Origin of the sequence: Kitasatospora sp. NPDC056800 (assembly GCF_042789775.1) — a bacterium.
Taxonomy (GTDB): Bacteria; Actinomycetota; Actinomycetes; order Streptomycetales; family Streptomycetaceae; genus Kitasatospora.
Genome location: NZ_JBHUAL010000049.1, coordinates 1 through 12,635 on the forward strand (window position 1 = coordinate 1; position 12,635 = coordinate 12,635).

Annotated in this window: 11 protein-coding genes; 5 read left to right on the plus strand and 6 right to left on the minus strand. The window is 75.1% G+C overall.

Annotated elements, in window-relative coordinates; all coding sequences use genetic code 11:
* The first annotated feature begins 211 nt into the window (after positions 1-211).
* A complete protein-coding gene (locus ACFRQN_RS13840) occupies positions 212-1,495 on the plus strand; it encodes a DUF5685 family protein (protein ID WP_380740424.1) in 1,284 nt (427 codons plus the stop codon).
* A 290-nt stretch (positions 1,496-1,785) separates the two neighbouring features.
* Here the strand turns inward: ACFRQN_RS13840 and ACFRQN_RS13845 are convergent, their stop codons facing one another.
* Positions 1,786-1,929, minus strand: a complete 144-nt coding sequence (locus tag ACFRQN_RS13845; RefSeq protein WP_158077759.1) for a hypothetical protein — start codon at positions 1,927-1,929, stop codon at positions 1,786-1,788.
* A gap of 209 nt (positions 1,930-2,138) precedes the next feature.
* Positions 2,139-2,702, minus strand: coding sequence for a TetR/AcrR family transcriptional regulator (locus ACFRQN_RS13850; protein WP_375873717.1), 564 nt, complete (start codon positions 2,700-2,702; stop codon positions 2,139-2,141).
* A 100-nt stretch (positions 2,703-2,802) separates the two neighbouring features.
* On the opposite strand from ACFRQN_RS13850, the gene ACFRQN_RS13855 reads away from it, so the two are divergent.
* Together ACFRQN_RS13855 and ACFRQN_RS13860 are read left to right on the plus strand one after the other, a co-directional pair.
* On the plus strand, positions 2,803-3,285 hold the full coding sequence (locus ACFRQN_RS13855) for a DUF1348 family protein (RefSeq protein ID WP_380740426.1): 483 nt from the start codon (positions 2,803-2,805) through the stop codon (positions 3,283-3,285).
* 397 nt (positions 3,286-3,682) lie between these two features.
* Positions 3,683-4,750 (plus strand): trypsin-like serine peptidase, encoded by a 1,068-nt coding sequence (locus tag ACFRQN_RS13860; RefSeq protein WP_380740428.1) that lies wholly within the window; start codon positions 3,683-3,685, stop codon positions 4,748-4,750.
* Positions 4,751-4,841: 91 nt separating this feature from the next.
* Here the strand turns inward: ACFRQN_RS13860 and ACFRQN_RS13865 are convergent, their stop codons facing one another.
* Positions 4,842-5,435, minus strand: coding sequence for a hypothetical protein (locus ACFRQN_RS13865; protein WP_380740430.1), 594 nt, complete (start codon positions 5,433-5,435; stop codon positions 4,842-4,844).
* A gap of 64 nt (positions 5,436-5,499) precedes the next feature.
* A complete protein-coding gene (locus ACFRQN_RS13870) occupies positions 5,500-6,063 on the minus strand; it encodes a MarR family winged helix-turn-helix transcriptional regulator (RefSeq protein ID WP_079272614.1) in 564 nt (187 codons plus the stop codon).
* Positions 6,064-6,148: 85 nt separating this feature from the next.
* Between ACFRQN_RS13870 and ACFRQN_RS13875 the strand changes: the two genes are divergently transcribed.
* A complete protein-coding gene (locus tag ACFRQN_RS13875) occupies positions 6,149-7,468 on the plus strand; it encodes an MFS transporter (RefSeq protein WP_380740432.1) in 1,320 nt (439 codons plus the stop codon).
* Positions 7,469-7,478: 10 nt separating this feature from the next.
* Here the strand turns inward: ACFRQN_RS13875 and ACFRQN_RS13880 are convergent, their stop codons facing one another.
* Positions 7,479-8,375 (minus strand): alkaline phosphatase family protein, encoded by an 897-nt coding sequence (locus ACFRQN_RS13880; RefSeq protein WP_049658959.1) that lies wholly within the window; start codon positions 8,373-8,375, stop codon positions 7,479-7,481.
* Between the two features lie 370 nt (positions 8,376-8,745).
* Here ACFRQN_RS13880 and ACFRQN_RS13885 point away from each other — a divergent pair, with 370 nt between their 5' ends.
* Complete coding sequence (locus tag ACFRQN_RS13885) at positions 8,746-10,023, plus strand: serine hydrolase domain-containing protein (RefSeq protein ID WP_380740435.1); 1,278 nt, start codon at positions 8,746-8,748, stop codon at positions 10,021-10,023.
* A gap of 142 nt (positions 10,024-10,165) precedes the next feature.
* On the opposite strand, the gene ACFRQN_RS13890 is transcribed toward ACFRQN_RS13885, so the two are convergent.
* Positions 10,166-12,547, minus strand: coding sequence for an ATP-binding protein (locus ACFRQN_RS13890; protein ID WP_380740437.1), 2,382 nt, complete (start codon positions 12,545-12,547; stop codon positions 10,166-10,168).
* Between the last annotated feature and the right edge of the window lie 88 nt (positions 12,548-12,635).

Here is a 12,635-nt window from a genome sequence, read left to right on the forward strand (position 1 = left end):
CGCGCGGACGCCGGGCGGGGTGCGTGCCCGGCCGTCGGGCGGGGTGCGCGCCCGGCCGTCGGGCGGGGTGCGCGCCCGGCCGTCGGGCGGGGTGCGCGCCCGGCCGTCGGGCGGCGGCTTGACGGGACCTCGGCTTCCAGGAGGGGCGCTGATCATATGATGTGCGGCGAATCGTGGCCGGTCGGCGGCCCGTAAGGCGAGGGGGACCAGCGTGTTCGGCATCATCAGACCGTGTAGGCATCGATTGTCCGAGCGCCTGCAGACCTCCTGGATGGCCCACCTGTGCGGGCTCTGCCTCGCGCTGCGGGACGACCACGGACAGCTCGCCCGGACGGCGACCAACTACGACGGTCTGATCATCTCCGTCCTGGTCGAGGCCCAGGCCGCCCGGGAGGACTCCTCCTGGCGCCGCACCGCCGGACCGTGCCCGCTGCGCGGCATGCGCACCGCCTCCGTCGCCAAGGGCGAGGGCGCCCGGCTCGCCGCCGCCGTCTCGCTGGCGCTCGCCTCGGTCAAGATCCGCGACCACGTCGAGGACCGCGACGGCGTCTTCGCCCGCCGCCCGGTCGCCGCCGGAGCCCGTGCCGTCACCCGGCGCTGGGACCGGCAGAGCGCGGGCAGCGCCTCGGCCGTCGGCTTCGACACCGCCGTACTGCTCGACGCCGCCTCCCGGCAGGGCGAGTTGGAGCGCTCGCTGCGCCCCGGCGGCTCCGTCCTGCTGGTCACCGAGCCCACCGAGACCGCCACCTCGGCCGCCTTCGCGCACACCGCCGTGATCGCCGGGCGCCCCGGCAACGCCGCCCCGCTCGCCGAGGCCGGGCGGCTGTTCGGCCGGCTCGCCCACCTCCTCGACGCCGCCGAGGACCAGGCCGCCGACGCGGCCTCGGGCGCCTGGAACCCGCTGACCGCCACCGGCACCGACCGCGCCGAGGCCGAACGGCTCTGCCGCGACGCCGTCCACGGCATCCGGCTCGCGCTGCGCGAGGTCGACCTGACCGACCGCACCCTCGTACACGTCCTGCTCGGACACGAGACCGACCGCGCGGTGGAGCGGGTCTTCGGGCGCGCCCGGCACACGGCGAGCTGCCGCCGCCCGGACACCGCGGGCGCCACCGCGGGCGCCACCGCGGGCACCACCACGGGCGAGCACCCGCACCAGGCGCCGCCGCAGCAGACACCGCCGGGCCAGGCGCCGATCCCGCCGTGGGTGCCGCAGGGCCCGGGCTTCACCCCGCCCGGCCAGAAGCCGCCGAACCCCCGCAACCTGCTCGCCGGGTGCGCGATGTGGGCCCTGATGGCCTGCACCTGCCAGCTGCTCTGCTGCGACCACGAGGACCCGTTCAGCCGCGAGCGCCGCGAGGGCTTCTGCCAGCGCCACGACTGCTGCGACTGCGGCGACCCCGGCTGCGGCGACTGCTGCAACTGCTGTGACGGGGACTGCTGCGACGGGTGCGACTGCTGCGACGGCTGCTGCTGCGACTGCGGCTGCAGCTGACCGGTCAGCCCGCCGGCTCCGCGCCGGCCCTCCCGTCCTGACCGGACCGGCCGGCCTGACCGTCCTGACCGGACCGGCCGGCCTGACCGTCCTGACCGGACCGGCCGGCCTGACCGTCCTGAGCGGACCGACCGGACCGACCGGCCGCCACCGGCCCGGGGTGCCCCCGCAGCACCCCGGGCCGGTCCGCGTTCCGGTCCTGCCCGGCCTCGCCCCGCCGCCAGAGCGGCAGGACCTCGACCGGCGGGACCACCGCCGGCAGCACCGCCACCGGGCCCGGCTCGGCGCACTCAGGCATCGCGCCGCGCCGTCTTCCGGTCCACCGCCAGCGAGTCCTCCAGCCGCGCCAGCAGCTGCCGGAACCGCTCGGTGTCCTGCTCCGTCATCCGCCCCTCGGGCAACGCCCCCGGCCGCTCGGCCGTTCTCTCGTCCATGCACCCGAGGCTAGGCGGTGTCGATCAATGGGCGATAAACGCGCGTTCGAGCGAAAAGCACTCGCCCGGTGCGGTTCGGCCCGGAACGCTCGCATCCGACGACGCCCCACCAGCACCACCCGGTACCACCCGGTGCCACAACTCACCTGCTCCACAGCCCTGGTGACGGCCGCGGGCCGGACGGTCGGCATCCGCGCCGGGGCCGCCGGCTACCGGGCCGGTGCCGCGTCCAGCAGCAGCCGGGCGGCCTCCCTGGCATCGGCGGCGGCCGTCGGATCCCCGTGGACGGCCGCGCTGGTGATCGCCCCCTCGGCCAGCAGGGCCAGGTGGACGGCGGTGGCGGGCGGGGCTCCGGCGGCCTCGACCAGGCCCGCGAGGTAGCCGCCGAACTCCTCCTTGTGGTGCCGGGCGGCGGCCACCACCGCGGGGCTGACGGCACCGAGTTCGCCGAGTGAGTTGACGAAGGCGCAGCCCCGGAAGCCGGGTTCGGCGAACCACCGGCCGAGCCAGTCGAAGACCGCGAGCAGCTGCTCCCTCGGGGAGCCTCCGGTGCGTGAGACGTACACGGCGAGGTTCGCCCGCCAGCGGCCGTCGCGGCGCAGCAGGTAGGCCTCGACGAGCTCGCCCTTGGACGGGAAGTGCTGGTACAGGCGGCGCATGGTCACGCCGGAGGCGGCCCGGACGGCGTCCATGCCGACCGACTGGACGCCCTGCCCGTAGAACAGCTCCTCGGCCGCGTCGAGGATCCGGGTCCGTGGGTCTTCCTGCTCCATCTGCCGTGCCCTTTGCGTGAGAACGATGGTTCTCCTACTGTAGCCACTACAGCGAGAACGATCGTTCTCACCGACGGAACGCCCATTCCGAGGAGCATCCATGCCCGAGACCGGCACCGAGCAGCGCCCGCCCCTGCCCCCGTTCACCGAGGAGACCGCCCACCGGAAGGTCCGGGCCGCCGAGGACGCCTGGAACACCCGCGACCCCCGACGGGTCGCCCTCGCCTACACACCGGACAGCCGCTGGCGCAACCGCTCCGAGTTCCTCACCGGCCGCGACCGGATCGCCGACTTCCTCACCCGCAAGTGGCAGCGCGAGCTGGAGTACCGCCTGATCAAGGAGCTCTGGGCGTACGGCGGGGACCGCATCGCGGTCCGCTTCGCCTACGAATGGCACGACGGCGACGGCCACTGGTACCGCTCCTACGGCAACGAGAACTGGGAGTTCGACCGGAACGGCCTGATGGCCGAGCGGCACGCCTCGATCAACGACCTGCCGATCACCGCCGCGGAGCGGCTGTTCCGCTGGCCGCTCGGCCGCCGCCCCGACGACCACCCGGGCCTCACCGACCTCGGCCTCTGAACCGGCACCCCGCGCGGGCCACGGCGCGCGCCCGTCCTGTTCCACGGCTGTGACACGGCCCGCATCCGCCGCTGACCCCGCCCCGCGAAGCTCCTCGCCGAGGTCGAAGTCGACTTCGGCACCGTCGTCCGCGACCTGGCCTGGCTCCCCGACGGCAGGACCATCGCGGTCCGCACCCCGGACGGCATCAGCACCCTGCCCGCCGACGGCTCGGCCGCGCCGACCCAGGTGTCCACCGTCAAGGGCCTGCCCTCCTACCGGCCCTGATGCCGACTCAGGCGGCGCGGCGGCCACCGGTACAGGACCGGGACGCCGTTACCGGAACCTGATCGTTTCGACGGCCGGCCGAGACCCGATCCACACGGGAGCCTGACATCCCGTGCCTACGGTGCCGTGCATGCCGAAGACACCCGGAACACCGACCACCGACCGCGCCATGCCCCGCAGGCTCGCCGCCGTGGGCGCCCTCCTGCTGAGTGCGACCACGGCGGCGGTGCTGCTGCCGAACACGGCCCTCGCCGCGGAGCGGGAGACCGTCACGACGCACGCCGGCGCCACGACCGCGCAGGAGCGCGGCCGGATCGACGCCTACTGGACTCCCGACCGGATGAAGCTGGCGGGCGCCCTGGTCCCCGAGATCACGCCCCTGCCCGAGGACGACAACACTTCGGACGACCCGCGGCCGCTGCCCGCGGACACCCCGGACCCCGGGGCCGTGTGGACCCACGGCGGAGCGGTGGACCGGAGCGTCGGCCGGCTGTTCTTCACCTTCTCCGACGGCTACGACGGCAGTTGCACCGCGACCGTCGTCGACAGCGCCAACCGCAGCACGCTGCTCACGGCGGCGCACTGCCTGCGGGGCGTCGGGGCCCCCGCGACCGCCGACACCTGGAACCACAACCTCTACTTCGTGCCCGGCTACCGCAACGGGACCAAGCCGCTCGGCGGCTTCAGCATCAGGACCATGGCCACCTCCTCCCGCTGGGACGCCGATCGTGGCGGGACGACCTCGAACGACGTCGCCGTGGCCGGCTACGACACCGGGGTCCTGGTGGCGAACCCCTCGACCGGGGGGCGGCGGATCGCCGACGTCACCGGTGCCCAGCGGATCGCCTTCACCCCGCCCGCCGAGGGCGAGTTCGTCCACACCTTCGGCTATCCCAAGGACCGGCTGAACAACCCCGCCGCCACGTACTCCGGCTCGCGCATGATCCACTGCGCCGGACCGGCCCGCCCCGGCCCCCAGGCCCCGGTCCTGTGGGGCGAGTCCTGCGACATGTCGCACGGGGCCAGCGGCGGCCCCCACTTCGCCCGGTTCGACCCGGCCACCGGGACCGGCACCCTCGTCGGCGTCACCACCACCTCCGAGGAACTCGCGGGCGGCACGGCCAACACGCTGTACGCCACCCGCCTCGGGGACAGCGCCCACCGGCTCTATGACTGGGCGCAGAGCCGGGCACTCTGACCCTCCGGCCCACGCCCCGGCCCGGCCGACACCTCCCGCCGACCGGGCCACCGGGCCGCGAGGGCCACGAAAGCCGGGAGGGCCACCAACGCTACGAGGGCTTCGCCAACTCGGCGCGCAGCTCGGCCAGGTGCTCGTCCGCCGACTCGTGCGGCAGGAACTCGACCACGTCGAGGAAGCGGAACAGCACCTGAGCCCCGGTGACGGCGTACTCGTAGTCGCCGAACCCGACCACCGCGCCCGTGCCGCCGCGCACCGCCCCCCGGACGGCGGCCGAGGTCAGCTCGTCGGCCGGATCCCCCGAACCCGCCGCGCCCGCCCGCCGCCGGGCGTTGGGGCGGGCCGGGTACGGGCAGACCATGGCGGCGTACAGCATGCAGGCCCGGTGGCCGGGGCCCTCCATGGTGGGCGCGAGGTTGCGGTACGGCTGCCCGGCCGCGAGCGCCCCGGCGATCGCCGCGCTCTCGGCGGCGCCGACCACCCGCCACACCGGTCCGCACTCCATGAACCGCCCGCACACCGAGCACGTGCGCTCCAGCGCGCACTCGGCGCTGCGCCCGTAGCCGGTCAGCGCGAACTGCGGCAGGTCGTCCTGCCAGGGCGTGATCGCCGGTACGGGGTAGCCCCGCCCGTCCCGGGGCCGCGCCCCCACACCGCCCGGCACCGGCACTCGTTCGAATCGCACGCCCCTGTCGATACCAGGGGCGGGCACCACGGGTCGATCCCGGCGTGCGAACAGCGGCGGCAGCCTAGCCTTCCGGCGTCGTCTCCTGAGCGAGCATCACCTTCCGCAGCAGGTCCGCCAGTGTGCGCCGCTCCTCCTCGGACAGCACGCCCAGCAGCCGCTGCTCCTCCCGGCCCACCACGTCCAGGGCCTTGCGCCAGGCGGCGCGCCCGGCCTCGGTCAGGACGATGTCGACCTTCCGGCGGTCCTCCGTGGACGGCGTGCGCAGGACGAAGCCGCGCCGCTCCAGGGTCTCCAGCCGGCCGGTGACCGAGGCCGGGGCGAGGTTGAGGTCGGCCCGCAGGTCGGAGGGGGCGGCGTGGCCGCCGCGGCCGGCGAGCACGTGCAGGGTGTCGAACTCGTGCTTGTGCAGGCCGTAGTCGGCGACGCCCTGTTCGCGGACCCGGCCGAGGTGGCGGGTGAGCCGCCACATCCGGGTGACGGAGGCCTCGATGACCGGGTCGAGGTCGGGCAGCACCGGTTGCCAGCGGTCGACGTGACCGTCCGTCCAGTCGCGGGGCTCCGTCCGGTCGTGGGGCCCCGTCCGGCCGCGGGGCGGAGTGTGCTGTTCGGAAGGGTGCTCGGCCATGGGAAGGAGTCTACAAACCGCCACAGAAACGACGGCGTCGAAATATTCGTTGCCGAAATTTCGACACCGAAATACAGTGCGACGCGTGACAGCACACCCCTTGAGCCTGAGCGGCTTCCGCCTGCTCTTCATCGGCCGGACGGTCTCCACGCTCGGCGACGCCGTCGTCCCGGCCGCGCTCGCCATCGCCATCACCCGCGCCACCGGCTCGGCCGCCGCACTCGCCCTGGTCCTGGGCTGCGCGATGGTGCCGAAGCTGCTCCTCCTGCCGGTCGGCGGAGTGGTCGGGGACCGCTTCGATCCCCGCCTGGTCGCCCTCGGCACCGACCTCGTCCGGGCCCTCGCCCAGCTGCTCGTCGGCCTGGAACTGCTCGACGGACACCCCCGGCTGTCGCACGTCGCGGCCGCCTCGGCCGTCGGCGGCATCGCCTCCGCCTTCGCCATGCCCACCGCCTCGCCGCTGGTCGCGGCCACCGTCCGGGGCGAGCTGCGGCTGCGGGCCAACGCCCTGCTCGGCACCGCGACCGGCGCCGCCCGGCTCGGCGGCCCGGCGCTCGCCGGACTGCTGGTGTACACCGCCGGACCGGGCTGGGCGTTCGTCCTGGACGGCGCCTCCTTCGTCCTGAGCGCCGCCCTGCTCGCCCGGCTCCGCGTCGACCGCGCGACCGGCGACCCCGCACCCGACGACACCGTGCCCGACGCCCCGCGCTCGCTGCGCCGGGACCTCGCCGAGGGCTGGAGCGAGGTGCGCTCCCGGGACTGGTACTGGACCAGCCTGATCGCCCACGGGGTGTGGAACGGCGCGAGCGCCGTGCTGCTCACCCTCGGCCCGCTGATCGCCGCCACCCGGCTCGGCGGGGACGGCGCCTGGGTGGCGCTGACCCAGGCGGGCGCGGTGGGCCTGCTGGTCGGCTCGCTGGTCGCCGGCCGGCTGCGGCCCCGCCGCCCGGTGCTGGCCGGCAACCTCGCCCTCGCGCTGTACGGGCTGCCGCTGCTCGCGCTCGCCCTCCCCGCCCCGGCGCCGGTCGCGGTGGCCGCGCAGGCGGTGGCGATGGCCGGGCTGGGCTTCCTCAACCCGCTCTGGGAGACGGTGGTCCAGCAGGACTTCCCGCCGGGGACGCTGGCCCGGGTCACCTCGTACGACTGGCTGCTCTCGCTGGCCGCCGCCCCGCTCGGCTACGTCCTGGCCCCGCTGGCCGCCGGGGCCTGGGGCGACCGGGTGCCGCTGCTGGCGGCGGCGGGGCTGGTGACGGCGGTCTGCGCGGGCACGGCGGCGGTGCCCGGCGTCCGGCGGTACGGCGCCCGGCGGACGACCGTGCCCGAGCCCGGGCCGCCGACCGAACGGCCACCGGCCCGGGCTCGGGATCAGGCGCGGGCGCGAACCCGAACCGGGGTCAAGGGCTGATCGCCGCCGGTCAGTTCCAGATGCCGGTGATGTCGGCGGCGGAGGCCGCGTTGCCCGCGTGGCCGGTGACGCCGGCCAGGTCCTCCAGGGTGCGCAGCACGTTGTAGTGGTTGTAGGTGGTGGCGCTGCTGCTGCCGGGCGTCACGTGGGCGCCGTAGACCAGGGTCGGGATGCGGTTGCCGGATAGCTTGTTGTCCTCGTCGAAGGTGACGACCAGCAGGCTGTTGTGGGTCTGCGCCCAGGTGGCGTACGCGCCCAGGTTGTTCTTGATCCAGGTGTCGCCGGTGCCGACCGAGCAGTCGTGCATGTCGCTGCAGAGGTTCGGCACCACGAAGGAGACGTTCGGCAGGGTGCTGTAGTCGGTCGGGAACTGGGCGAAGGTCTTCGCCGAGCTGACCGGGACGTTGCCGAAGCCGAACCACGGGTTGTGCTTCTGGGCGTAGCTGCCGCTGCTGCAGACGGTGCTGCCCTGGCTGGGCAGGGACTCGTTGTAGCTGCCCCAGGTCTTGCCGGCGGCGATGACCTCGGAGGCCAGGTTGGCCGCCTGGAAGCCGCCGACCGTCACACAGCTGTCGTCGACGGTGCCCTGGGTGGAGCCGGAGAACAGCGCGTAGTAGTTCGGCTCGCTCGGGTGGGTGATGCCGAAGGACTGGGTGAGGTTGGCGCCGCCCGCCTTCAGGGTGTTGTTGAGGTACGGGGCGCTGCTGCTGCCGATGACCTGGGTGTAGGCGTGGTTCTCCATCACCACGACGACGATGTGGTCGGGCGTGGGCAGTGCGGCGGCCTGGGCGGTGGGGGCGGTGGCCGCCCAGAGGCCGGCGGAGGCGGCGAGCAGGGCGACGGCGGAGCCGATCGCGGTCGCGGTGCGGCGGGAGCGGGGGTTCAGGGGCTTTGTGGACGAAGTCATGACAATTCCTCGGCTAGGAGACGGCCCGGCGGGCAGCAGGACGCCGCCCCGGCCTCGCCGGCCCGGCCGGGGCGTGGGGAAGCTCCGTGGTCGGTGAGGGGAAGACCGGCGCGGCGGGCGCACCGGAGTGCGCGGAAGCGCCCGAACAGCATGGGGCCCCCGGGGTGACGCGGGCAGACGACGGCAGGTGAAACCTTGGCCCCGGAGCGGGAAACGAACGGTGCCACCGCCCCGACGCGCCGAAACCGCCACTGACAACGCGAAATGCGGGCGAACCGGTTCACATTGCCAGCAACCGCCCGGTCCGGTGATAGTGATCTTCGAACGGCGCGGTCCGACGCCGCGTCAGCTCACGAGAGAACCGAGGAACATGGCGAAGACCAGCCTTCTGCGTCCGCTCGCGGTGGCCGCCGCCGGCGCCGTCCTGGTGGCGACCGGTGCCCTGCCCGCCGCGGCCGCCGGCCAGGACACCACCGACCCGACCGCCCCCGACCTCACCGGTGTGCGCACCGCCCTCCAGGCCACCACCGCGGCCGGCGCCCCGGGCGCCTTCGCGGTGATCAGCGACCACGGCGCCGTCGACCGGACCCGCTCGGTGAACGTCGGCCTGGCCGACCTGGACGGGACCCCGATGAACTCCTCGTGGAGGTTCCGGGTCGGCAGCAACAGCAAGATGTTCGCCGCCGTTCTCGTGATGCAGCTGGCGCAGGAGGGCCGGATCGACCTCGACCGGCCGCTGCGCGAGTACCTGCCCGCGGACACCCTGCCGGAGAGCTGGACCATGACGGGCCGCCAGGTGATGGAGCACCGGGCCGGCGTCTACGACCACACCAACGACCTGCTGGAGCAGGCCGGCGAGGAGACCACCAGCGCGTTCGAGGCGCGCATCCGCAGCACCGTGTACGACCCGCGCGCGCTGGTCGCGATGTCGGTCAGGCACGGCCTGCAGTCGACCCCCGGCAGCCGCTACTCCTACTCCAACACCGACTACGTGCTGATGGGCCTGGCCGTCGAGCACCTCACCGGCCAGACCTTCCCGGAGGTGCTGAACGAGCGGATCATCCAGCCGCTCGGCCTGCACAAGACCTCCTTCGTGGTGCCCGACCAGAGCATCACCGGCACCCACGTCACCGGCTACCTCACCAACGACGACCGCACCAAGCCGCTGCTGGACTCCACCGCGCAGACCGGCTCCTGGGTGTGGGCCGCCGGGGCCGTCATCTCCGACGCCGGGGACCTCGACCGCTTCCTCACCGCGCTGATGGCCGGCGGCAAGGGCGGGCTCGTCTCGGACGCCTCGCTCCAGCAGATGACCGCCGCCCTGCCCACGCCCACCGCGAAGATCGCCTACGGTCTGGGCCTGCGCCGCATCTCGCTCTCCTGCGGGGACGTGTACGGCCACGGCGGCATCGTGCAGGGCTTCAACACCCAGTCCTTCACGACCCCGGACGGGCGGCGCAGCGTGGTGGTCTTCGCCAACGCCTCCAACAACGGCGCGGTGACGCAGGGCCTGATGAACACCCTGGAGCCGGCCTTCTGCGGCAAGCAGCCCACCGTCGCCCCGCGGACGGCCTTCGCGCCGGCCTCGGTCCCGGTCGACTCGGCCCCGGTCGACACGCTGCCGGTGGTGGAGGACACCCGGATCTGACACCGGCCGTACGGCCCGCGCCCGCGCCCGCTCCCGCCTCCGGCCCGCTCCGGTCCGGCCGGGGGCGGGCGCTCGGCGTGACGGGACGCGGCCTCCGGAGGGCACCCGGTCAGTGCCGGACACGGCCCCCGGAGGGAACCGGTCAGTGCCGGGCGCCCGCCGCCCGGGGGCCCTCCGCGCTCAGGTCGGTGAGCGCCTCGGTGAGCAGCTCGCGGGCCTCCTCGGCGCGGCCCTGCTCGATCAGCGCGGTGCCCAGCTCGGTCAGCGTCTTGGTCATGCTGTCCGGGCGGCCCACCGCCTCGAAGTGCACCAGGGCCTGCCGGTAGGCCTTCTCGGCGGCCGGCCAGCGCTTCAGCGCCGCGCGGTCCAGGCCCAGTTCGTGCGCGGTCATGGCCGCCAGCAGGTGGATCAGCGGCGAGGACCAGCGCTCCACCAGCTCCAGCGCCCCGGCCAGGGCCCGCCGGCGCGACTCCACCGCCTCCTCCGCCCGGCCGGACTCCCGCAGGCAGTTGGCGGCGCCCCGCAGGGTGACCAGCCGGCCGATCATCGCGGAGCGGTTGGCCACCTCGGCGAAGGCGTCGGCCGCCCGGTGGAAGGCGTCGGTCGCCTCGCGGTGCCGCTGGAGGTAGCGCAGGCCCGAGGCCAGGTAGGTCAGCGCCCAGCCCTGCTGCTCCCGGTCGCCCACCGCGCGGGCCAGCTCCAGCCCCTCGGTGGCCAGTTCGATGCCGCGCTGGTAGCGGTGCAGGCAGGTGACGTACGTCCAGGCCAGGTAGTTGACGTGCACCGCCTCGACCCGCTCGTCCCCGATCGCTCGGGCGGCGTCCGCCGAGAGCTGGAACACCTCGGCCCAGATGCCCCAGCTCAGCAGCCGGTCGGAGAACCAGTGCATCGCCTCGGCGGTGTCCACCACCTCCCGGTGGCGGCCGGCCCGCTGGGCCTGCTGCAGGGCGGCCAGCCACTCCGGGTGCTCGTACTCCAGCCAGGCGGCCGCCTCGGTGAGGTGCGCGGGGGCGGTGCCGCCGGTGCCGGTCGCGTCCGTGGCGTGGTCGGGGTCGAACCGCAGGCCGTACTCGGCCGCCCGGCCGAGGATCCAGCGGCCGGCCCGGGTGCGGGCCTCGGCCAGTTCCTGGCCCGTCTCGTCGGCGGCCAGCCGCTCGCCGGCGTAGAGCCGCACCAGGTCGTGCAGGCGGTAGCGGTCCGGGGTGGCCGCCTGCATCAGTCCGGCGTCGACGAGCTGTTCCAGCACCAGTTCAGTGCGGGCCGCCGACCGGCCCGCGTAGGCCGCGGCGATCTCCGCGGTGAAGTCCTGGCCGGCGGTCAACGCGCAGCGGCGGAGGACGAGTTGGGACTCGGCGGGCAGCCGCCGGTAGGACAGCTCGAAGGCCGGGCGGACGGCCAGGTCGCCGGTCTCCAGCAGGTCCAGCCGGTTCTCCTCGGCGGCGAGCTGGCGCACCAGGTGGGCGACCGGCTGCTGCGGGCGGGCGACCAGGCGCTGCCCGGCGATCCGCAGCGCGAGCGGCAGGTAGCCGCAGAGCCTGGCCAGCTCGGCGGTGGCGTCGGGGGCGGCCTCGATCCGCTCGCGGCCGGCGATCCGGGCCAGCAGGCCGGCCGCCTCGGCCGGGGCCAGCACGTCCAGGCTCAGCCGGTGCACCGACTCCAGTCCGGGCAGCACGTTGCGGCTGGTCACGATGGTCACGGCCGGGCCGGAGCCGGGCAGCAGCGGGCGCACCTGGCTTTCGTCGGCGGCGTTGTCCAGCACCAGCACGAGCCGCCGCTCGCGGACCAGCGCCCGGTAGAGGCCGGCCCGCTCCTCCGTCCCGGCGGGCACCGCGGCGTCGGCGACGCCCAGGGCGCGCAGCACCTGCCCGAGCGCGTCCCGGGCGGGCAGCGGCTGCGGGGACATGCCGCCGAGGTCGAGGGAGAGCTGGCCGTCCGGGAAGCGCCCGGCCAGGGCGTGGGCGGCGTGCAGCGCGAAGGAGGTCTTGCCGAGGCCGGGCTGACCGCTGACCAGCACCACGCGCGGGTGGGCCGGGCGCTCGTCCTCGGCCAGGCGGGCGAGCAGGGCGAGGGCGTCCTCGCGGGCGGTGAAGTCGGCGATGTCGCGGGGCAGCGCGAGGGCGCTCTGGCCGAGCTCGGCGGGGATCGCGGGCGGGGCGTCGTCGCGGGCGTCGACTGCGCGGACGGTGGAGTCGGCGGAGGCTTCGCGCGGGGCCGGCCGGCCGGGCCGGGCCCGGCCACCGGCGGGCGTCGGGACCGGCCGCGCCCCGCGCGGGCGTCCGGACTGCGCGGCCCGGTCCAGCAGGTCCGCCTGCGCGCCGTCCAGCCCGAGCGCCTCGGCCAGGGCCCGTACGGTGCGCCGCTGCGGTCCGCGGGTGCGGCCGCGTTCCATGTCCCCGAGGGCGCGCAGGCTGACCCCGGCGGCCGCGGCGAGCTCCTCCTGGGTCAGGCCCGCCGCCACCCGGTGCCCGGCCAGCAGGCGGCTGAACTCGTTCGCGTCCGTGTCCGTGCCGCCCCCGGCCGCCATGCCCCGCCCCCACTCGCTCGGTCCTGCGCAGTTCCGCACTTCTGCCTGGAGTCGTCTCCGGCGGTTCGCTGCGGTGCGCTCCAGGCAG

Excerpts from the sequence above, each read along its gene's own strand:
- ACFRQN_RS13845 (WP_158077759.1), bottom strand. The coding sequence starts at position 1,929 with ATGGACGAGAGAACGGCCGAGCGGCCGGGGGCGTTGCCCGAGGGGCGG.
- ACFRQN_RS13850 (WP_375873717.1), bottom strand. The coding sequence starts at position 2,702 with ATGGAGCAGGAAGACCCACGGACCCGGATCCTCGACGCGGCCGAGGAG.
- ACFRQN_RS13855 (WP_380740426.1), top strand. The coding sequence starts at position 2,803 with ATGCCCGAGACCGGCACCGAGCAGCGCCCGCCCCTGCCCCCGTTCACC.
- ACFRQN_RS13860 (WP_380740428.1), top strand. The coding sequence starts at position 3,683 with ATGCCGAAGACACCCGGAACACCGACCACCGACCGCGCCATGCCCCGC.
- ACFRQN_RS13870 (WP_079272614.1), bottom strand. The coding sequence starts at position 6,063 with ATGGCCGAGCACCCTTCCGAACAGCACACTCCGCCCCGCGGCCGGACG.
- ACFRQN_RS13880 (WP_049658959.1), bottom strand. The coding sequence starts at position 8,375 with ATGACTTCGTCCACAAAGCCCCTGAACCCCCGCTCCCGCCGCACCGCG.
- ACFRQN_RS13885 (WP_380740435.1), top strand. The coding sequence starts at position 8,746 with ATGGCGAAGACCAGCCTTCTGCGTCCGCTCGCGGTGGCCGCCGCCGGC.
- ACFRQN_RS13890 (WP_380740437.1), bottom strand. The coding sequence starts at position 12,547 with ATGGCGGCCGGGGGCGGCACGGACACGGACGCGAACGAGTTCAGCCGC.